Below are 21,745 nucleotides of genomic sequence, written 5' to 3'. Positions count from 1 at the left end.
TTGATTACTTTTGACATCTATGAGGAGCCTCGTGTTGGCTCCTTTTGTTTATTTCAAACGAAGGGAGTTACGAATAGTGAAAGTTGCCATCTTAGGAGCAGGCGCTCTCGGTTTACTATGGGGTGCAAGATTAGCAGAGCTCCCATATGAGCTTACCTTCATCACTCGAACCATCGAGCAAAAAGAAAAACTTAATGAACAAGGACTTACGATTACCACACTGTCTAAACAAACTAAGAAATTTCAGGTCATAGCTACTTGGATGGGAGAACAAGATCTTCCTATTTTCGATCTGATTTTGGTGACAGTCAAACAATTACATTTGCCACAAGTGATTCCGTTGCTTCAACGATGCTCTCATGAAAAGACACTTCTATTATTTTTTCAAAATGGAATGGGACACGAGTCGTCGATTATTCAATTACAACAACGTACACGAACATATGCAGTCGTAACGACTGAAGGGGCTTTGCGGAAAAGTTCAACTGAAGTTTGTCATACAGGTAAGGGCGAAGCTTGGATCGGATCCTTTCCATATGAAGAGGGAAAATCATACACGTTCATACAACCCTTCTTACAGGTGTTTCAACAAGAAGGAACCAGTGACTTTATCCAATATGACTCGAAGGTTAAACAAAGAATGTGGGAAAAATTAGCGATTAATAGCGTCATTAACCCATTAACCACTTTTTATAGAGTGAAAAATGGGGAATTAATATCAGGTAAGTATGATGAAATGATGAAAGCCATTTTTGCAGAAGCTATAGGTGTAATCAATCAGATGGGTTTTCAGTTGGATGAAGAAACGATGTTCCAACGAGTGCTTGAAGTGTGTCGAAGGACTGCACAGAATCAATCATCGATGTTGCAAGACTTACTTAAAGGAAATCGGACTGAGATTGACCATATCAATGGAATCATCGTAAGTTTGGGTAAAAAGTTACATATTCCTACTCCTGTCAATGAACAGATGGTTCAACAGATTCACCGATTAGAATACGAGGTTCAATCCAAACGAGTCTAATTGCAAATGATATAATAGATCTGTGTAATGAGTGTAGGACTGGTGGAGGGGATCCCTTGTCAGGTGCAAAAATATTTCCTATGGAAACGTTTGTCATTGCGATTTATTTAAGTGCTTTAGATATTCTATATGTCACTCCTGTGCTGACAACCGTATTACAACAGTATGAGATTTCAACCCATTGGGGAGTTTGGATGATATCCATTCATTTAGCTTTTTTTTCCTTTTCACTCCCGTTGATGGAGAAGTATGCATGTCAACAAGGAAGATATCCAGTTTTTCTTTTTTCCTTGGCTATTTTTGCATTGGGATCTTTGACAGTTGCTTTTGCATCTAAATGGGTTTGGATCATTGGAGGGCGGGTAATACAAGCAATTGGAGCTGGAGGAATTGTCCCCTTAGTCTCATTTTATACGTATCGTTATTTTTCGAAGGGGACTCATAAATATCGACAGTTTATCCTGCTCGTTCTATTTGCCATACTCATCGTGTCTCCACTTTTTTCATCATTGTTTACTCAATGGACGACTTGGCGTTTATTGTTTTTATTATATGTATTTGTGGCTGTACTCGTTTACTTTGTCTCGCGACAAGTCCGCTTACCTGCTTTGAATAGTGGGGTTGTTTACGCACATGGGTCAGGCATATTATTATTTAGCTTTATGATTTTATTTTTGATGTTAGCAGTGACAAACACGAACTTTTTGCATGGCTGGCAAGCTTTTATTGATCCCCAAGTCATGCCACTATGGCTCGTATCCTTGGGGCTGTTCATTCCTTTATTTATGATTGAACGGCAAACCGAATATCCTTTTTTTGAACCACACCTCTTTGCCAATTGGCAGTTTTGGTTGCTCTATGGACAAGCTGCTTGTATCGGTTTTAGTTGGATGGGGTTACTATTTGTCCCTGGGTGGGTTCGAAATCTATTATCTTTGCCTACTCAATCGCTGGGAGGGATTCTAAGCTTTATTCTTTTCGTGTCAGTTTGTTTTTTGCCACTTGTGAAGCGGTTATCTGAAAAAATTAACTATCAAATGCTATCAAGTATTGGTTTGTTATTTGCTTCCACTGCTTATATTCAGTTATTCTTAGAGCCTAATTTATGGTTTATTTTCTCTAGCCTGATTTTACTGGGGATTGGTTTAAGCTTTACGGTTGCTGCTCCTGTTCATAAACTCTTTATTCAATGGGTTCATATGAAGCAAATTCGAAATGCATTTATGACCTTTGGAATGTTTATTGCTGCTGGTGGAGCGATTGGACTGGTAGTGATGGCGCAGCTATACTACTCTTTTTCTCCATTTGTTCAACCTTGGTCATGGTCTTTGGGGGATGTATTGTCTGTAGTAGCATTTCGTAAGGTATTGGTTTTGGCAGCAATAAGTGGATGGATCGGTTGGATCTTAAGTTTAAGCTTATTATTGAAAAAGAGATAAGTAAGTGGATGGCGTTATAACAAGGGAAGTAGATGGTCATTGTTGAAAAACATAAGAAGCTTGATGATCAGCGAAGGAGCTTACGCTTTAGATGAAAATAGAAGAAGTATCTTGTCTCCAGTTATCCCCTTTTGCAAGGGAGTATTACACATTTCGTGAACCTGTTTCATTCCTTTATCCATATGATCCTTGGGATGGACAAAGTTTTGTACAACGATCTGAGGTGCTTGTACAAAATAGATGGAGTGCTTCACGAGAGTCACTTGTTGAGTTGATGAAGTCTTATTATGACCTTTCCTCCATACCTCAAGCGATTGAAAAACAGTTAGAGAGATTGAATCAACTAGATAGTCTAGTAGTCATTGGTGGACAGCAAGCAGGTATACTGACGGGGCCCCTTTATACTATTCATAAGGCAGTGACTATTATCCAGTTAGCTCAAAGAGAGGAACAAAGGTTAGGTCGACCTGTGATCCCAGTATTCTGGATTGCAGGCGAAGATCATGACTACGATGAGGTTGATCATGTATGGATTCAAGATGAACAAGATCAACCCCGGAAAGTACGTTATAAGGAGTCATATCCTGAGAAGTGGTCTGTATCACGATTGGTGTTGGAGCCTGAATCGCTTCATGCTTGGTTGGATGAGCTAGCCACTTTGTTGCCAGATCGTGAGTATAAAAAAGAGTGGCTTCTCCGTAGTAAACAATTGATAACGAAACCGACCACTTGGAGTGATTATTTTGCTACGTGGATCAGTGATCTTTTTGCCGAATGGGGTCTTTTAGTGATTGATTCAGGTGATCCTCAGTTAAGAAGGATTGAGGCTCCTTTTTTTAAACAGATGATTATCAACATGGAATCGATTCAACAAAAAGTTAGGGAAGCTTCCAAGCTATTTAAAAAGTGGGGATATGCAGAACCTGTTGACTTAAAACCAAATCAAGCACATCTTTTCATTGAGATTGATCATAAACGTCTCCCTCTTTTTAAAGAAGCAGATCGATGGATGACTCGTGAAGGAGAAGCTCAATTTACTACACAGGAGCTGATCAATCTAGTTGAGGAAGAGCCAGAGCGATTTAGCAATAATGTGCTTACTCGTCCTTTGATGCAAGAGTATCTTTTTCCAACTCTAGCTTTTGTCGGTGGACCGGGTGAAATCGCTTACTGGGGATTGCTAAAAGAAACTTTTGAGACCATGGGACTTCAAATGCCAATCCTTTACCCACGGTTACAGTTTACTTTTATGGATCGGCGACTCGAAAAGCGAATGCAAGAGTTTTCATTATCTTGGAGTGATTTGTTCACTCAGTTGACTGAGAAAAAAGAACAGTGGTTACAACAACAGCACAATTTAGATCTGGATGCTCTGTTTGCGGAAGTAAAGCAAAAAATCAGTGAAGTTCACCAACCACTGATTCAAACTTTAGATCAAGAAATTGGGATGAATCTTCGTGATATAGGTGTGAAAAATATGCAAAAAATTGAAGAACAGATTCAATATTTGCATTTGTTTGCTCAAAAAGCGATTGAATTGAAATATCAAACGACCTTAAGACATTGGGAAGAGATTGCGCTTACATGTTTTCCTAATGATCAACCCCAAGAACGTGTATATAATTTGATCCAAATTTGGAATCAATACGGTTTAGATTGGATTGAGCTGATGTTAAATACCCCACTGATTCAAGAAGATCAAGAGCATAAACATTATTGCATTATCTTTTGATCAGCTATTCCCATTGGGTGTGATATGGGTATAATAACCACAGTAGACAGATGAAAATCTGTGGATTGGAGTTAGGATCAAATAAGGGATTTTTGTATGGATTGATGAATGGGTAGTGAGAGATACTTAGAATTTGAAATGAATGAGGGGGATTTGTTAATGAACTCAATCGAAAGAAGTATCATTAAAGATATCAACTTGGCACCACAAGGAAGACTGAAAATGGATTGGGCATGGGATCATATGCCTGTGTTAAGACGTTTGCGAGAAAGACTTTCTACTGAAAAACCTTTGCTTGGACAAAAAGTAGTGATTTCTCTTCACTTAGAAGCAAAAACAGCATGTTTGGCTGAATTAATACGTGATGCAGGTGCGGAGGTAACGATTACAGGAAGTAATCCATTGTCTACTCAAGATGATGTCTGTGCTGCGTTGGCAAGTTCAGGTGTAACTGTATTTGCAAAGTACAATCCTTCACCAGAAGAATATAAATACCACCTCATCCAAGCACTTGAAACAATGCCTGATCTAATTATTGATGATGGCGGGGATTTAATTAGTATTCTTCACTCTGAGCGTCCTGATCTCATGGCAAATGTAAAAGGTGGATGTGAAGAAACGACAACTGGAATTTTACGCTTACGTGCATTGCAAAAATCAGGTGAATTGCGGTTCCCGATGGTAGCAGTTAATGATGCGTACTCTAAGTTCTTATTTGACAACCGATATGGTACTGGACAATCAGTATGGGATGGAATTAATCGTACGACAAATTTGGTTGTTGCAGGGAAAACAGTGGTGGTGATCGGATATGGATGGTGTGGTCGCGGTGTTGCTATGCGGGCGAAAGGCTTAGGAGCGAGAGTGATCGTGACAGAAGTGGATGCGATTAAAGCGACAGAAGCTCATATGGATGGTTTTACTGTGATGCCGACTGAAGAAGCATCAAAATATGGTGATTTCTTTGTTACAGTGACTGGAAATAAAGGTGTCATCAATCGTGAGCATTTTGCTCATATGAAAGATGGAGCTATTTTAGCAAATGCAGGTCACTTTAATGTTGAAATCGATATCGAGACTTTAGAGGAGTTATCCGTTCATAAACAAACCGTACGAAAAGATATTGAACAATACACATTAGAAGATGGTCGCAAGATCTATTTGCTGGCTGAAGGACGCTTGGTCAATCTGGCTGCTGGAGATGGTCATCCGGCTGAAATTATGGATATGACTTTTGCTTTACAAGCGTTATGTTTACTGTTTGTTCATGATAATTATCAAGAAATTGGAGCTCGTGTGATTGAAGTTCCTTATCAATTGGATGAACAAGTGGCTCGTTATTTCTTGGAGTCCAATGGGATTGTGGTGGATGAATTTACTGAGGAACAAAAGAGATATTTAGCTAGTTGGCAATTGTAATATATGGCAAAATATTCATTTATAAGTGTTAAATCCTGCACTCCATGTGCAGGATTTTTTAATACCCATGTGGTATAATTTACAATGTGGTGGAAAGTGGAGGGAAGTGGGAAGGAAGGGGGAGCCAAGGGGGGCGAAGTGGTATGTTTATGGGTGAATATCGTCACACGGTAGACGATAAAGGTCGGCTCATTGTCCCAGTGAAATTTAGAGAAAGCCTGGGTCATTCATTCATCATCACCCGTGGACTGGATCACTGCCTTTTTGCATACCCTTGCTCAGAGTGGACACAATTAGAGCAGAAACTAAAAACACTCCCATTCACCAAAGCAGATGCCCGTAAGTTTACACGGTTCTTTTTCTCAGGAGCATGTGAAGTGGATCTGGATAAGCAAGGAAGAATCTTATTACCAGCTAACTTACGTGACTACGCTCAGTTGAAAAAGGATTGCGTCATCATTGGTGTCTCCACTCGAATCGAGATCTGGTGTAAAGATCGTTGGGACGATTATTATGCTAGCTCAGAGGATTCGTTTAACGAGATTGCGGAAAGTATTGTAGATTTGGATTTATAGACAAAGGATGAAGACAGTGTTTATCCACGAAACCGTACTAAAGACAGAAGCTGTAAATGGACTTGATATTCGACCTGATGGGATTTATGTAGATTGTACTCTTGGAGGGGCAGGCCATTCCCAACTCATCGCAAAGCAGTTGAACTCGAATGGAATCTTGATTGGGTTAGATCAAGATTCTTATGCCCTCGAACATGCCAAGGAAAAATTACAGAGAGTTTCATGTCAAGTCTACTTAGTAAGAACCAATTTTCGTCATATCCAACAAGCTGTTGATCAACTCGAGATTAACAAAGTGGATGGAATTTTGTTTGATTTAGGAGTTTCTTCTCCTCAGCTAGATTTGGGAGAAAGAGGTTTTAGCTATCATCAAGAGGCTCCATTAGACATGAGAATGGATATAGACCAGGAATTCAGTGCTTATCATGTAGTGAATGAGTGGACGGAAGAAGAAATAGCACGAATCCTGTTTGAATATGGGGAAGAGAAGTTTTCCCGTAGAATCGCCAGAGAAATCATCCAGCAAAGAACGAAAGAACCTATTACATCTACGCTACAACTGGTAGAAATAATCAAGAAAGCGATTCCGGCTCCAGCTAGACGAACGGGACCTCATCCCGCACGTCGAACGTTTCAGGCGATTCGAATTGCAGTTAATGATGAATTAAATGCATTCCGTCAAGCATTGGAACAATCCGTTTCGATCTTGAAGCCTGAAGGACGCATCAGTGTGATCACTTTCCATTCGTTAGAAGACCGTATATGTAAAAAGTTTTTTCAAGAACAGGCACGTGGATGTATTTGTCCACCTAGTTTTCCGGTATGTACATGTCATCAAATGCCTATTATGAGAATCATTACCAAAAAACCGATCATCCCGACAGAGGATGAGATAGAGAGAAATCAACGAGCTAGGTCAGCTAAATTGAGGGTCGCTGAAAAGATATAGATATATAAAAGAAACTCAACAGTGTCGATTAACTAATGGTTAGGGAGTCGATCTTTCGCTTAGAGGGCGAGTGAAAATTGAATCTTGGGACTAGAGGATTGGTAATTGCCATCGAATCGACGCTTTAGAAAGAGATAAAAAAACAAACAAAAAAGTTAAAAGAAGTGGGTAGCGTAAGGAGGATTCACGATGAGGCAAAATTGGAATAGCACAGTTGCTAGACCCTTAAATCCATCCTCCACGGTTGAAACTAAAAAAAGAAAGCGTGTTTTACTCAAAGGAGTTCCAGTGGGGGAGAAGTTGGTCTATCTGTTTAGTGTTATTGTATGTGTAACACTGGCAGTGGCTGTGATTTCTCAGTACGCAAAGGTCACAGAGTTAAATATTGCAATGAGTCAAGTAGACAAGAAAATAGATCAGACCAAAAAGGTCAACCTTCAACTTGAAACGGAAAAGAAGAAAATGGAGAGCGTGGAGCGGATTCGGAAGTTTGCAGAAAGTAAAGGACTTGAATTAACAACACCTCAAGTATTACCTTCCATTGGACCTTAAATATTTTGTATATACCTCGACTTGAGCAAAGACAATTGAATGAATTGGAAATCAAGTGGCTTGATCCAATGAACCTAGGATGGGAGATGTTTCTCTGACGAACGACTTTTGCGAACTTGCTATGAGAGTGAGACAGAGAAACACGACCCGACGATTTGGATCCATATGTAAACTAAAATGCTCATTTAGAGATAAATAAAGAATTTAGTGGAGAGAGGCTGATTCATGGGTTCGTCTATGAGAACGAGTAAGGAGCGTTCTCTTCTCATTGGACTCGTCTTTACACTTGCCTTTAGTGTTGTTATCATTCGTCTATTCTGGATTCAGACCGTTCAATCGGATGAATATCTGACTGAGGCACAAAGTATCTATGTCAAAGAAAGTATGCTCCGACCCAAACGGGGTGTCATCTTTGATCGTTCAAAAAAGCACGAATTCGCATGGGAAGCAGACGCTTATTACTTCATCGCTGATCATACGAAGATCAAAGATCCTGAAAAGACGGCAAGAGTATTAGCGCCGATCTTAGAGATTGACGAATCGATCCTCCAAAAAAAATTAGAACAAAGGATCGAGCAGAAGCGTGATATAGAGTTTCGTCATGGGGCAAAGTTTAAATATCCTGAAGAAGTAGTTCGCCAGATTCAAGAGCTACAAAAAAAAGATATTATCCAAGGTATTCATGTGTATTCTACAACAACTCGTCAGTACCATGGATCAGAAGCTGCCCATATTATTGGCTTCATGAATGCTGATGATCAAGCGGTAGGTGGAGTGGAGAAAACCTATAATCAGTGGTTACGGGGTCAAGAAGGCTATGCAAAATATATTAGTTCGAAAAGTGGAGTCAAAATCTCTGAAGAGCTTGGAGATCAGAACCGTCCTGCAGTACCTGGTAAAGATCTTGTGCTCACGATTGATGCACGAATTCAAAACCAAGTGGAGCGTGAACTAGATCAAGCAATGGAGACATACCAAGCCAAAGGGGCGATTGCGATCGTCTCTGATCCGAAGAATGGAGAAATATTGGCGATGGCAAGTCGGCCTGTGTTTGATCCTAATAAATATGCCGAAACGCTCAATGATGAAAATGCTAGAAATCGAGCGATTGAGAGTCAATTTGAACCAGGTTCCACGTTTAAAATCGTTACGCTAGCTGCAGGAATTGAAGAAGGTCTTTTTAAACCAGAAGCAACATTTGAATCAGGAAGTATTGAGGTCGGAGATCGTACGATTCGTGATTGGAAAACGGATGGATGGGGAACGATTACATACCGTCAAGGGGTTGAATTATCGAGTAACGTGGCTTTCGTTAAGCTTGGACAACAATTAGGTGAAAAAAAATTAGTCTCATATGTGGATCAGTTTGGATTCGGTAATGTGAACGAACGATTAGGAAAAAAAACGGGGATTGACTTGCCGGCTGAGGGAAGAGGCTATTTTTTTAATCGTCGATTATATCCAAGTGAGCTGGCATCTACTGCATTTGGACAGGGGATTTCTGTCACTCCCATTCAACAAGTGGCTGCAATTAATGCGATTGCCAATGATGGGGTATGGAATGAGCCTCACTTGATGAAGGAAATTTGGGATTCCAAACAAAATCAGGTGATTCAAAGTTTTAAGCCGAAAGGGCATCGTATTGTTCAGCCTAGCACCGCTCAACAAGTGAGAAAATTATTACGTGGAGTGGTGAAAAATGGAACTGCTCGAGAGGCAGAGGTTCCTGGCTTTCAAGTAGCAGGGAAAACTGGAACCGCACAAAAGCCTGATCCAGAGGGAAAAGGGTATCATAAAGATAAGTATGTAGTATCATTTGTAGGCTTTGCGCCATATGAGAACCCTGAGTTAGTTGTTTATGTGGCTCTAGATGAACCTTCCGCAACTTACGGAAATGTATCAGGGGGATCGATTGCAGCACCTGTAGCCAGGGATATTTTAAAAATGACCCTTCCTTTACGTGGGATTCAACCAAATAAAGAAGCAGCCGATTCCATCAAATAGGAAACGCCAAGATGTCCAAATGGGGCATCTTTTTTCATATTTTCTCCTAAGGTTGAATAGGCTTGTCTTGTAAACAACCTCGAAAGGAGGGAGCTTCGATGCGTGGTTTGAATACAACAGTCCGTAAGAGACTTTTTATTATGTTTATTATGGCTACTTTGATTCTGAGTGTTTTAGGAGGACGTCTTGCTTATGTTCAGTTGATACAAGGTATTTGGCTAAGTAAAAAAGCACAAGACCTGTGGACGAGAGACATCCCCTTTGAAGCAAAGCGAGGTCAAATTCTAGACCGACATGGAAGAAAATTAGCTTATAATATTAGCTCCCCCTCTGTTGTTGCGATCCCGGCGCAAGTGAAAGATCCAACCCATACCGCCAAACAGCTGGCCAAAATCTTACAAGCACCTGAAGAGAAAATTTATGAACTCATTACAAAGCGTCAGCTGATCATGGGCATCAATCCTTGGGGAAGAAAGATTTCAGAAGAGAAAGCGAAAGAAATTCAGGGTCTGCGTCTCCCAGGAATAGCGATTACAGAGGATAGTAAAAGATTTTATCCTTATGGGACTTTAGCGGCTCATTTATTGGGGTTTACAGGAATTGATAATCAAGGCTTGGCTGGCTTGGAACTTGTTTATGATCAACGTTTAAAAGGAAAGAAAGGTTTTGTGTCATTTAGTGCAAATGCCAAAGGAGAGAAATTGCCAGGCGGTGTAGATCATTATACCCCTCCACGTGATGGACTCGATTTAATGTTGACGATTGACCATAACATTCAAAATATTATGGAACGGGAACTGGACCAAGCGATGGAACAATACCAGCCAGAAAATATATTATCGATCGCCATGAATCCCAAAACAGGCGAGATTTTAGCGATGAGTAGTCGCCCAACATTTCGCCCAGATCAATATCGGACAACAGATCCGATGATCTATAACCGGAATCTACCGATTTGGAAAACATATGAACCGGGCTCAACTTTTAAAATCATCACTCTTGCGGCAGCTTTGGAAGAGAAAAAGGTGAACTTAAAAGAAGGTTTTAGTGACCCTGGCTTTATTATGGTGGGCGGTGCTCGATTAAGATGTTGGAAAGGGGGAGGACATGGTCATCAATCTTATCTAGAGGTCGTGGAAAACTCCTGTAACCCAGGGTTTGTGAATTTAGGACAGCGTTTAGGTAAAGAAACATTATTTTCTTATATAAAAAAATTTGGGTTTGGTCAAAAGACGGGGATTGATCTGAATGGTGAAGCGAAAGGAATTATGTTCCGGGAAAGTCGAGTGGGTCCTGTTGAACTAGCCACTACGTCTTTTGGTCAAGGAGTATCAGTGACTCCGATTCAACAAGTAACAGCTGTTTCAGCAGCGGTCAATGGTGGAAAGTTGATGGAACCCCATTTGGCTAAGGGGTGGGTAGATCCCGAAACAGGAAAAATAGTAGAGCAAAATGAACCGAAAGTTATGCGACAAGTGATTTCTGAAGAAACGTCAAAAACGATCCGCTATGCTTTGGAAAGTGTGGTTGCAAAGGGAACGGGGAGAAGAGCGTTTGTCGATGGATATCGAGTGGGCGGCAAAACAGGAACTGCACAAAAAGTGGGTCCCAATGGTCGTTATCTCACTAATAATCATATCGTGTCATTTATCGGATTCGCTCCCGCAGATGACCCTGAGATTGTTGTTTATATCGCTGTAGATAATCCTAAAGGAATTCAGTTTGGGGGTGTAGTTGCAGCACCAATCGTCGGTAATATGATTGATGACAGTCTTCGTTATATGGGAGTGAAAAAAAGAAAAGACCAAATCATGCCAGAAGATACTCCATTAACCACACCGATTGTAGAAGTTCCCAATCTTCTTGGTCAAGATATTGACAAAATTAAAACAAGCCTGTTTCATTTTTCTTTAGATGTGTATGGTGATGGGGAGAAAGTCATCGATCAGATTCCAAAACCTGGACAAAGAGTGAAAAAGGGATCACACATACAAATCTATTTGGGTGACAAATAAAAGAAAGGAGATTAAAATAGGTATGTGAAAAACTTATGCCAGGAATGTACCTGGCATTTTGTCTTGTCACCCCTTTTTCACAGACGTGATCACTTCAGTTTGGATGAATGGGTTTGAGGAGGAGCTGCAATGCGTTTAGAAGAATTAATACGGCCTTTGATTTTACATAACGTAACTGGAAAGATGGATGTAGAGATACAGGGGATTCAGATGGATTCCCGAAAAGTACAACCTGGAGATTTATTTATAGCTATACGCGGATTTACTGTTGATGGACATCGCTTTGTGTCCCAAGCCGTTGATCAAGGAGCCGCAGCTATCTTAGTTGAAGAAGAGATCATGGTAGATGTACCTATGATACGAGTTCCTGATACTCGGCGTGCGATGGCTGTGGTTGCCGCAACGTTTTACCAGCATCCGACTCAAAAGTTGAAACTGATTGGAATCACAGGCACGAATGGCAAAACAACAACGTCACAACTGTTGCACCATATTTTTAATCAGATGGAGCGTAAAACTGGATTAATTGGAACGATTGAAATGAAGATTGGTGATCGTTCTTTTCCAGTGAAAAACACAACACCTGAAGTGATTGATCTACAGAAAAGTTTTGACCTCATGCTTAACGAGGGTTGTGAGTATTCCGTGATTGAAGCTTCTTCTCATGCACTTGAACAGGGGCGAACAAGAGGGTGCCAATTTCACATTGGGGTATTTACCAATCTCACACAAGATCATCTCGATTATCATGAGACGATGGATCGGTATCGAGAAGCAAAAGGGATGTTATTTAGTCAACTTGGCAATCAGTATCAAGATGATCCCTCAGAAAGCCCAGTAGCTGTACTTAATGCTGATGATGAAGCCTCTACTTATTTTGCACAAATGACACCTGCTCAAGTGGTTACTTACGGAATTGAACAGCCAGCTGATGTTCGCGCCGAAAATATTAAAATTTCTTCTCAGGGTACATCATTGACATTAAACACATTTAAAGGAAGCATTGACATGGAGCTTCATTTAGTAGGCAAATTTAATGTCTACAATGTGTTAGCAGCTACAGCAGTCGCCTTACTTGAAGGAATTTCTCTACACGATATTAAAGAGTGTTTAGAAAAGTTACGTGGTGTTAATGGTCGGTTTGAGTCAGTACATGTAGGACAGCCATATACTGTTCTCGTAGATTATGCCCATACTCCAGATAGTTTGGAAAATGTCTTAACGACCATCCAACAATTTGCACAGGGGAAAATATTGTCTGTAGTGGGTTGTGGTGGAGATCGAGATCGATCCAAGCGTCCAGTCATGGCAAAAATTGCGGTCAAGTATAGTGACTTAACAGTACTCACATCAGATAATCCTCGGACGGAAGACCCAAAGACGATTATTTCTGATATGATAGATGGATTAGGTCAAAATGACCTAGATAAATATGTCACGGTTATAGACCGACGTGAAGCAATTTCACATGCAATTTCCATAGCGAAACCAGAGGATGTCGTGTTGATTGCAGGAAAAGGGCATGAAACATATCAGGAGATTCATGGGGTTCGCTATGATTTTGATGACCGAGAAGTAGCACGTCATGCAATTTTGAGTCAAACGGATAAATGAGGGATGATGCATGATGGAACGAACTTGTAGTTGGATTGTCAAAGCAACTAAAGGAACTTGGATCGGTGGCCCTATGGAACGTCATCTATGGGTACGTGGGGTTTCTACTGATACGAGGAAATTGGAGGTGAATCAACTCTACATCCCACTTGTGGGGGAGCGATTTGACGGTCATGCTTTTCTTGATCAAGCGATCCAACAAGGGGCTGTTGTAGTCCTCTGGCAAAAGGATCATCCTTTACCAGACGAGAAGCGAGTTCCAATCATTCTCGTTGATGATACCTTAAAGGCATTACAACGTTTAGCCGTAGCTTATCGATTGGAAACCTCGATTCCAATGATTGCAGTCACAGGGAGTAATGGCAAAACAACGACCAAGGATTTACTAGCTTCTGTATTAGCGGTTAAATATGAAGTGCATAAAACAGAGGGCAACCTTAATAATCATATAGGAGTCCCCTTAACCTTATTATCCATGTCTGAACAAGCGGAAGTAGCTGTTATAGAAATGGGTATGAATCACCGTGGGGAAATTGCTTTACTTTCGTCGATGGCTCAGCCCGATTTTGCAGTGATTACTAATATTGGCGAATCACATATTGAATTTTTAGGTAGTCGCGAAGGGATTGCTGAAGCCAAATGTGAAGTGATTGAGGGTTTACAGGCACAGGGAACTCTGATTTATGATGGGGATGAACCTCTGCTTCGATCCCTGCTTCAAAATGATGACCATTCACAATTTCCGGTTGGCTGGGGAGAAGAGAATGAGGAAAGTGCTATTCAAATTGAAAGTCTAGGTTTAAAGGGTTTTCGCTTTCAATCACGGACTTTTGGAACCTCCTTTCAGCTCCCTTTGCTCGGACGCCATAATGTCAAAAATGCATTATTTGCAATGGTAGTGGCTAGAAAATTAGGTCTGACAGAAGAGGAAATTGTTAAAGGTTTAGCACAGGTTCAACTATCTGGAAACCGTTTAGAGGTTTGCCAGGCGATAAATGGGATGGAAATCATTAATGATTCATATAATGCAAGTCCTACATCCATGCGTGCAGCTCTAGATTTGCTAGCAGAAGTAGAACCTACTAAGGAAAAATGGGCACTTTTAGGTGATATTTTTGAAATTGGAGATGAAGAAGAGATTTATCATCGACAATTAGGTGAATATGCGATAAATAAAAAATTGGATCGTCTATATACGATGGGAGAAAGAGGCAAGTGGATTTCTGATCAGGCTAAAAAAGTCGAAAAAAATCCAAATTGTCACATCCATCATTTTGATACGTTAGAAGAGGCAATTAAAGAATTAAAAGAAGAAGGAAATTCTAATGTTCTCTTGCTTGTCAAAGCATCTCGTGCAGTTCAATTAGACCAAGCAGTGAGAATTTTATCCGAAGGAGCGTAGAGATGACAAAATGGATAACATAGATATTCGATTAATTTTAATCCCTCTAGCAGTCGCTTTTGGGGTTGCTGTATTGATGGGACCGATGATCATTCCTATTTTACGTCGTTTGAAGTTTGGACAAAGCATCCGTGAGGAAGGTCCACAAGCTCACTTGAAAAAAGCGGGAACACCAACTATGGGTGGAGTTATTATTATGGCTTCTCTTGTGTTGACCGCTGTTCCATTTAGTAGTTTTGTGCTTTTCAATTTTGATGAAAGTAAAAAAATGATTAATGCGGACTTATTTTTCTTGATCTTTGCCACTTTAGGCTATGGGATCCTTGGTTTTCTTGATGACTATATCAAAGTTGTGATGAAACGAAGCTTAGGATTAACCGCTAATCAAAAGCTTTTAGGACAATTATTCATTGGCTTAGTCTTATTCTGGGTATTGTTAGAAGTACGGGCGATCGATAATAACTATATTTTTGATCTCACCATACCGGGTTTAGATCTAAATATCCAGCTCAATTGGCTATACTTGCCACTCCTTCTACTCATGATGATTGGTTCATCTAATGCTGTGAACTTGACAGATGGATTAGATGGATTATTAGCGGGTACCGCAGCTTGTGCCTATGGCGCTTATGCCATTATTGGATATTTACAAAGTAACTATACAGTTACCATTTTCTCCATTGCCGTTGTGGGAGCGTTACTTGGATTCCTTGTATTTAACGCACACCCAGCGAAAGTATTTATGGGAGATACAGGTTCGTTAGCATTAGGGGGAGGCCTTGCTGCCCTTGCTGTTATTACCAAAACAGAGCTATTGTTACCTATTATCGGTGGGGTTTTCGTAGTAGAAACTCTTTCGGTCATGATTCAAGTGACTTCATTTAAGTTTCGTGGAAAACGTGTGTTTCGAATGAGTCCGCTTCATCACCATTTTGAACTAGTTGGTTGGTCAGAATGGCGAGTCGTTACAACTTTTTGGCTTGTAGGATTTTTACTAGCTGCTTTAGGCGTATATCTAGCTATATAATTAGAGGTGTGTAATCAATGGGTAAACAAACAGAGTGGAAAGGTACCTCCGTAGTTGTACTTGGTTTAGCAAGAAGTGGTGTTGCCGTGGCGAAACTACTTCATCAACTAGGAGCAAAGGTGGTAGCCAATGATCTTAAATCGCGTTTGGAATGTCCAGAGGCGAGCCAACTGGAGAAGCTGGGGATTCCAGTGATCTGTGGTGAACATCCAGAAGACTTAGTCCATGGAGGAATTGACCTTCTTGTCAAAAATCCTGGAATTCCATACATAGCAAAGCCAGTTCAACAGGCGATTGCTTTGAACATTCCTGTAGTGACTGAAGTAGAGATTGCGGGTCAACAGTCTCTGGCCCCGATTGTAGGGATCACTGGTTCAAATGGAAAGACTACCACCACCACTCTGGTAGGAAAAATGCTCACAGCTGGAAGAGTCCAGCATCGAGTCGCAGGGAATATCGGACAAGCTCTAACGGAAGTAATTCTAGATCTACATGAAGATGAATGGTTAATAGCTGAGTTAAGTAGCTTTCAACTGAAGGGGACTGTTCATTTTCAACCACAAGTAGCTGCTTTACTCAATATTGATCAGGCACATTTAGATTATCACCAGACGATGGAAGATTATATCTTCTCAAAAAGTAAAATATTTGAAAATCAAACCGAGGACAATGTTGCTGTTCTTCATGCAGATCAACCTGTCTGTGTGGAGCTTGCTAAAAAAATAAATAGTAAAATCTATTGGTTTAGTCGAACTCAACCCGTACATTCGGGAGTTTATATCCAGGATGATTGGATCATTTCGAACTTATCTGGAATGGATGAAAAGATCTTACCAGTTTCGGAAGTAGCATTAAAAGGTGACTTTAACTTAGAAAATGCTTTGGCAGCTATTGCAATTGCTATGGCATGTCAATGTCCATGGGAAGGGATTCAAGAAACGTTACGTACTTTCCAAGGAGTTGAACACCGCTTAGAATATGTGGATACGATCGAAGATGTAAAGTACTACAATAATTCAAAAGCGACAAATGTTCGAGCTGCATTAAAGTCTATTCAAGCCTTTACTGAACCAATTGTTTTAATTGCGGGTGGATTAGATCGTGGTGTAGATTTTAAAGAATTGGTACCTGAATTGAAAAATAAAGTAAAAGCTGTGGTTGGTTACGGCGAAACAGCCTCCATTTTTTTGGAACGTGCTAAAGAAGCTGGCATTCAAGAACGTCATGAGGTTCAAGATGTTTTTGAAGCTGTAACCATTGCACAAAAGTTGGCACAGCCGGGGGACATTGTGTTATTGTCTCCCGCTTGTGCAAGTTGGGATCTGTACACCTCTTTTGAAGAACGAGGAAGCATATTTAAACAAGCTGTGCATAGTCTTCATGTATAGAGCTTGTTTAAGTTTGTAAAGAGGTGAAAAACGTCCATGAACAAAATACGATCTACCCCTGACTTTGTGATCGTTATCGCCATTATTTTATTGCTTACTATTGGTGTGATTATGGTTTATAGTGCTAGTGCTGCTTTTGCTTATCACAAATATGGGGATAGTTTCTATTTTGCGAAGCGACAATTTCTCTTTGCCGCTTTGGGCGTTTTTTTGATGTTTCTGATCGCCAACATGGATACTGAGAAATTTAAAAAGTGGAGTACACTTGGATTGATCATCTGTTGTGTATTATTGATTGTGGTTTTAATCCCAGGTGTAGGAATCTTACGAAATGGAGCAAGAAGTTGGTTGGGAATCGGAGCGTTTAGTATCCAGCCTTCAGAATTTATGAAGCTAGCGATGATTACCTTTCTTGCTAAGATATTTTCACGAAACGATTATGATATTGCTCATTTTTCGAAAGGTTTTTTACCGGGATTATGCTTGATTGGGATCACTTTTGGCTTGATTATGTTACAACCAGACTTAGGGACGGGCACCGTTTTAGTAGGGACATGTTTAGTGATTGTTTTTGTTGCAGGAGCTCGTTATAAGCATTTGGTGAGTTTTATGATGATCGGGTTAGCAGGTTTTGTAGGGCTAGTACTTGCTGCCCCTTATCGGATCAAACGAATTACTGCTTTTCTTAATCCTTGGCAAGATCCTCTGGGAGCAGGTTACCACTTGATTCAGTCGTTGTTTGCGATTGGTCCTGGAGGATTACTAGGATTAGGACTTGGAATGAGTAGGCAGAAGCATTTATACTTACCAGAACCACATACGGACTTTATTTTTTCGATTTTAGCTGAGGAGCTTGGATTTTTAGGTGGAGTTACTGTCATCATTCTCTTTGCGATTCTTGTATGGCGAGGGGTTCGAATCGCAATTGGAGCCCCTGATTTGTTTACGAGTTTATTGGCTACTGGAATTACTGCGATGATTATGATCCAAGCTGTGATTAATATCGGTGTCGTATCGGGTGCATTTCCCGTAACCGGAATTACATTACCGTTTCTAAGTTATGGCGGTTCATCACTCACATTATCATTAGTGGCAGTGGGGATTTTATTAAATTTGTCACGATTAACGAGACGTTAAACCACTTCTGGAGGGAACTTGATGAAACGCATCTTATTTTCTGGTGGAGGTACAGGAGGACATATTTATCCGGCATTAGCCATTGCCAGAGCTGTTAAGAAAAGATATCCTGATGTAGAGATTGCGTATATAGGTACAGAAAATGGGCTTGAATCTAGAATCGTTCCGAAAGAAGGCCATATTCGGTTTTTGACTGTAGAAATCCAGGGATTTAGAAGAAGTATCTCTTGGGACAATGTGAATACAATCAAAATGTTTCTAAGCGCGGTTCATCGATCCAAACAATACATAAAAGAGTTTCGACCTGATGTTGTTGTTGGAACAGGAGGTTATGTGAGTGGTCCGGCTCTTTATGCAGCGCATAAGCTAGGAATTCCTACGTTGATTCATGAACAAAATGTGGTTCTTGGACTAACGACCAAATTTTTATCTCGTTTTGTTGATGTCGTTGCGATCAGCTTAGAGGAGTCGCAAAAATATTTAAGTCGGGCTCAAAGCATTGTCTTTACAGGGAACCCACGTGCAACAGAGGTTGTTCATGCCAATGCAGCGATCGGTAGACAATCCTTGGGAATTTCTAATCCACATCAGCCGATTATTTTATTATTTGGTGGAAGTCGTGGTGCAAAAGCAATCAACGAAGCTGTTTTAGAAATGGTTCCATCTATGAAAGAAATGCCTCATGTTCAATTTGTCTATGTAACGGGTGAAGTTCACTATCAAGCTATTCGTTCTAAGATTGATCCCCATGCATGTTCGAACCTCGCTGTTTATCCATTTATATATAATATGCCTGATGTTTTAGCAGCTACTTATCTGGCAGTGGGACGAGCAGGAGCCTCTACATTAGCCGAGTTAACTTCTTTGGGGCTACCTTCAATCTTGATCCCTTCCCCTTATGTGACAAATAATCATCAAGAAGCAAATGCTCACTGGTTGGAGGAACAAGGAGCATCACGCATGCTCTTAGAATCGGAGTGTAATGGCGAAAATCTCTGGCGGGAAGTCAAAGACCTCATTGAAAACTCTGAAATCCACCATGCGATGAGTGAAGCGGCACGACGTCTTGGACGGCCTCAAGCTGCAGAGATCATTGTAGATGAACTAGAAAAAATCTCGTTAGCTTAATGAAGAATAAAACGAATGATAAACCACTGGGCAGGTCACACAAATGGTTTACTAGCATAAACTATGTGTAACCAATAGAGGTGGATCGGATCCGCGCGAAATCCAGTGAGGAGGGACACGATATGAAAAAGATCATTTTAGAGGAACTAGCAAGTAAACATGTGAAAGATGTTCGAGTGGATGAACCTTTGTCCCGTCACACCACTTGGAAAGTGGGCGGACCAACCGACCTTTTGATTTATCCACGCAGTAGAGATGAGCTCCAAAGTGCGATGGAGGTTGTTCATCGGCATCAAATTCCATGGCGTGCCATTGGTCGAGGCTCCAATCTGTTAGTCCGTGATGGCGGGATTCGAGGGGTTGTCTTTAAATTAGATGAAGGTTTTAACTCATTAGAAATTGATGGAACCCAAGTCAAAGTGGGTGGAGGGTACTCTACGATCTTACTTGCCTCCATGACAGCCAAACAAGGACTCACAGGATTAGAGTTTGCTGGCGGTATTCCTGGAAATGTTGGGGGAGCTGTTTATATGAATGCAGGAGCTCACGGCTCCGACATCTCCCGTGTTTTGCACTCGGCTGAAGTACTTCTCGAAACAGGTGAGTGGATGACTCTAACCAATGAACAGCTAAAGTTCCGTTATCGTACCTCTATTTTGCAAAATGAGTTGAAGGGAATTGTGACAGCAGCTACATTTATTTTGCAAAAAGGGGATCGAGAGTATATCTCAACTGCACTTGCTAATTTTAAAGATCGTCGCAGACAAACTCAACCACTACAATTTCCGTGTGCAGGCAGTGTGTTCCGCAATCCTCCTGGTGATCATGCAGGGAGATTAGTAGAAGCAGCAGGACTCAAAGGATATCGAATTGGTGATGCGGAAGTGTCTACTCTGCATGCAAACTTTATCATTAATCGAGGTCAGGCAACAGCCACGGATGTACTTCAATTAATTCAACATATTATTGATACCATTGAAGAAAAATTTGGAGTTACATTACAACCGGAAGTTCAAGTGGTGGGTGAAGGGTAAACGGAGGTGGCACGTTGGAACACTTCGTGATCGATGGTGGAAATCCTCTAACTGGTTCCGTTCGTGTCCAAGGCGCAAAAAATGCAGCTCTTCCGATCATGGCGGCTACAGTATTAGCAGAAGGAGTACATGAGATTCGGGGAGTCCCTCAGTTGACAGACATTGCTGCTATGTGTAACATCTTGGAGGCATTAGGGGCAGTTATTGAACGAACCCACACAACGATTCGCATCGATACCACATCCATCCAACATTCACACATTCCAGATGATTTAATGAGCCAGATGCGTTCTTCGATCTTTTTGATGGGTCCCATATTGGCTCGCCTAAAACAAGTTAGTGTTACCCGACCAGGGGGATGCGCCATTGGAAGTCGTCCGATTGATATTCATTTAAAAGGGCTTTCTCAATTAGGAGCAGAGATCAAGGAGAAGAAAGAAAAAATTCATTGCTCTGGATCACGACTGATTGGAGCTTCTATTCTATTGGCTTTCCCTAGTGTTGGTGCAACTGAAAATGTAATGATGGCAGCGGTGTTAGCAGAAGGAAAAACAACGATTCTCAATGCTGCAAGAGAACCAGAGATTGTAGATCTACAAAACTTTTTAAATCAGATGGGAGCCAATGTTCAAGGAGCAGGAACTTCTGTCATTCAAATTATAGGAGTCAACCAACTTCAGGCTGCAAAACATGAGATTATCCCAGATCGGATCGTCGCTGGCACTCTGATTGCAGCAGTGGGAGCTACTTCAGGTGAACTTTTTTTGGAACGTGTGATTCCAGAGCATTTTACACAGGTTATCGATCTGTATCGAGAAGCTGGCATCGAAATTAAGGTCGAACATGAGGGCTTATGGGTACGTAGCTCAGATCGAGTCAACGGATTGGCTCATATTGAAACGAATCCGTATCCAGGTTTTCCTACTGACCTGCAACCGCAAATGATCGCACTTTTATCTATATCAAAAGGAATCAGTCAATTGTCTGAGAAGATATTTGAATCCCGTTTGAAACATGTGCAAGAGTTAAATCGGATGGGAGCAAATATTGATTCGCAAAACAACCTAGTTACCATACGTGGAGTTTCTTATTTGCAAGGAACACATGTGGAAGCCACTGATTTAAGAGCGGGAGCAGCTTTGGTGATTGCGGGGCTTGCGGCTAAGGGAACAACTGTAGTTCGGGGAGTTAATCATATCGATCGAGGTTATGATCATTTGGAAAAAACTTTTCAGCAACTAGGAGCGACGATTCATAGGGAAAAGGTTTGATCTATTAAAAACAGTAGCACTTCATTGTGCCACTG

At 40.9% G+C, this 21,745-nt stretch carries 17 protein-coding genes; all 17 read left to right on the top strand.

All coding sequences use genetic code 11. The features are described 5' to 3' along the window. The first annotated feature begins 76 nt into the window (after positions 1 to 76). The 17 genes from EDD58_RS06385 (at position 77) to murA (ending at position 21,710) form a co-directional block, all read left to right on the top strand. The gene (locus EDD58_RS06385) at positions 77 to 1,024 is read left to right on the top strand and encodes a ketopantoate reductase family protein (protein ID WP_165875841.1); all 948 of its coding nucleotides are present in this window, start codon (positions 77 to 79) and stop codon (positions 1,022 to 1,024) included. 80 nt (positions 1,025 to 1,104) lie between these two features. Beyond that, complete coding sequence (locus EDD58_RS06380; protein ID WP_131924032.1) at positions 1,105 to 2,463, top strand: MFS transporter; 1,359 nt, start codon at positions 1,105 to 1,107, stop codon at positions 2,461 to 2,463. A 91-nt stretch (positions 2,464 to 2,554) separates the two neighbouring features. Continuing rightward, entirely contained in the window at positions 2,555 to 4,195 is a 1,641-nt protein-coding gene (gene bshC, locus EDD58_RS06375) for a bacillithiol biosynthesis cysteine-adding enzyme BshC (RefSeq protein WP_131924031.1), read from the top strand. Positions 4,196 to 4,354: 159 nt separating this feature from the next. Then, complete coding sequence (locus EDD58_RS06370) at positions 4,355 to 5,614, top strand: adenosylhomocysteinase (protein WP_131924030.1); 1,260 nt, start codon at positions 4,355 to 4,357, stop codon at positions 5,612 to 5,614. 143 nt (positions 5,615 to 5,757) lie between these two features. Next, positions 5,758 to 6,189 (top strand): division/cell wall cluster transcriptional repressor MraZ, encoded by a 432-nt coding sequence (mraZ, locus tag EDD58_RS06365; RefSeq protein WP_131924029.1) that lies wholly within the window; start codon positions 5,758 to 5,760, stop codon positions 6,187 to 6,189. Positions 6,190 to 6,196: 7 nt separating this feature from the next. Further along, positions 6,197 to 7,138, top strand: coding sequence for a 16S rRNA (cytosine(1402)-N(4))-methyltransferase RsmH (gene rsmH / locus EDD58_RS06360; protein ID WP_131924028.1), 942 nt, complete (start codon positions 6,197 to 6,199; stop codon positions 7,136 to 7,138). 189 nt (positions 7,139 to 7,327) lie between these two features. Beyond that, complete coding sequence (gene ftsL / locus EDD58_RS06355; RefSeq protein WP_131924027.1) at positions 7,328 to 7,690, top strand: cell division protein FtsL; 363 nt, start codon at positions 7,328 to 7,330, stop codon at positions 7,688 to 7,690. 237 nt (positions 7,691 to 7,927) lie between these two features. Beyond that, positions 7,928 to 9,694: a peptidoglycan D,D-transpeptidase FtsI family protein gene (locus EDD58_RS06350; RefSeq protein WP_165875840.1), complete on the top strand. Its 1,767-nt coding sequence runs from the start codon at positions 7,928 to 7,930 to the stop codon at positions 9,692 to 9,694. A gap of 98 nt (positions 9,695 to 9,792) precedes the next feature. Continuing rightward, positions 9,793 to 11,709, top strand: coding sequence for a stage V sporulation protein D (locus EDD58_RS06345; protein WP_131924025.1), 1,917 nt, complete (start codon positions 9,793 to 9,795; stop codon positions 11,707 to 11,709). A gap of 129 nt (positions 11,710 to 11,838) precedes the next feature. After that, on the top strand, positions 11,839 to 13,323 hold the full coding sequence (locus EDD58_RS06340; RefSeq protein ID WP_131924024.1) for a UDP-N-acetylmuramoyl-L-alanyl-D-glutamate--2,6-diaminopimelate ligase: 1,485 nt from the start codon (positions 11,839 to 11,841) through the stop codon (positions 13,321 to 13,323). A gap of 13 nt (positions 13,324 to 13,336) precedes the next feature. Next, positions 13,337 to 14,725 carry a UDP-N-acetylmuramoyl-tripeptide--D-alanyl-D-alanine ligase gene (locus EDD58_RS06335; RefSeq protein WP_165875839.1) on the top strand — a complete coding sequence of 463 codons (1,389 nt, stop codon included), beginning with the start codon at positions 13,337 to 13,339 and terminating at the stop codon, positions 14,723 to 14,725. Between the two features lie 10 nt (positions 14,726 to 14,735). After that, positions 14,736 to 15,752: a phospho-N-acetylmuramoyl-pentapeptide-transferase gene (mraY, locus tag EDD58_RS06330; protein WP_424321655.1), complete on the top strand. Its 1,017-nt coding sequence runs from the start codon at positions 14,736 to 14,738 to the stop codon at positions 15,750 to 15,752. A 17-nt stretch (positions 15,753 to 15,769) separates the two neighbouring features. Continuing rightward, positions 15,770 to 17,140, top strand: a complete 1,371-nt coding sequence (gene murD, locus EDD58_RS06325) for a UDP-N-acetylmuramoyl-L-alanine--D-glutamate ligase (protein ID WP_131924022.1) — start codon at positions 15,770 to 15,772, stop codon at positions 17,138 to 17,140. 36 nt (positions 17,141 to 17,176) lie between these two features. Beyond that, positions 17,177 to 18,277 (top strand): stage V sporulation protein E, encoded by a 1,101-nt coding sequence (spoVE, locus tag EDD58_RS06320; protein WP_131924021.1) that lies wholly within the window; start codon positions 17,177 to 17,179, stop codon positions 18,275 to 18,277. 21 nt (positions 18,278 to 18,298) lie between these two features. Continuing rightward, positions 18,299 to 19,405 carry an undecaprenyldiphospho-muramoylpentapeptide beta-N-acetylglucosaminyltransferase gene (gene murG / locus EDD58_RS06315; RefSeq protein WP_131924020.1) on the top strand — a complete coding sequence of 369 codons (1,107 nt, stop codon included), beginning with the start codon at positions 18,299 to 18,301 and terminating at the stop codon, positions 19,403 to 19,405. A gap of 122 nt (positions 19,406 to 19,527) precedes the next feature. After that, positions 19,528 to 20,439, top strand: coding sequence for a UDP-N-acetylmuramate dehydrogenase (gene murB / locus EDD58_RS06310; protein ID WP_131924019.1), 912 nt, complete (start codon positions 19,528 to 19,530; stop codon positions 20,437 to 20,439). Between the two features lie 14 nt (positions 20,440 to 20,453). Then, complete coding sequence (gene murA, locus EDD58_RS06305) at positions 20,454 to 21,710, top strand: UDP-N-acetylglucosamine 1-carboxyvinyltransferase (protein ID WP_131924018.1); 1,257 nt, start codon at positions 20,454 to 20,456, stop codon at positions 21,708 to 21,710. Positions 21,711 to 21,745 lie beyond the last annotated feature (35 nt).

This window comes from Hazenella coriacea, from assembly GCF_004341825.1.
GTDB classification, from domain to species: Bacteria; Bacillota; Bacilli; order Thermoactinomycetales; family Thermoactinomycetaceae; genus Hazenella; species Hazenella coriacea.
The sequence above is the reverse complement of the archived record's forward strand: the minus strand, read 5'-3'. Positions and strand labels throughout refer to the sequence as shown.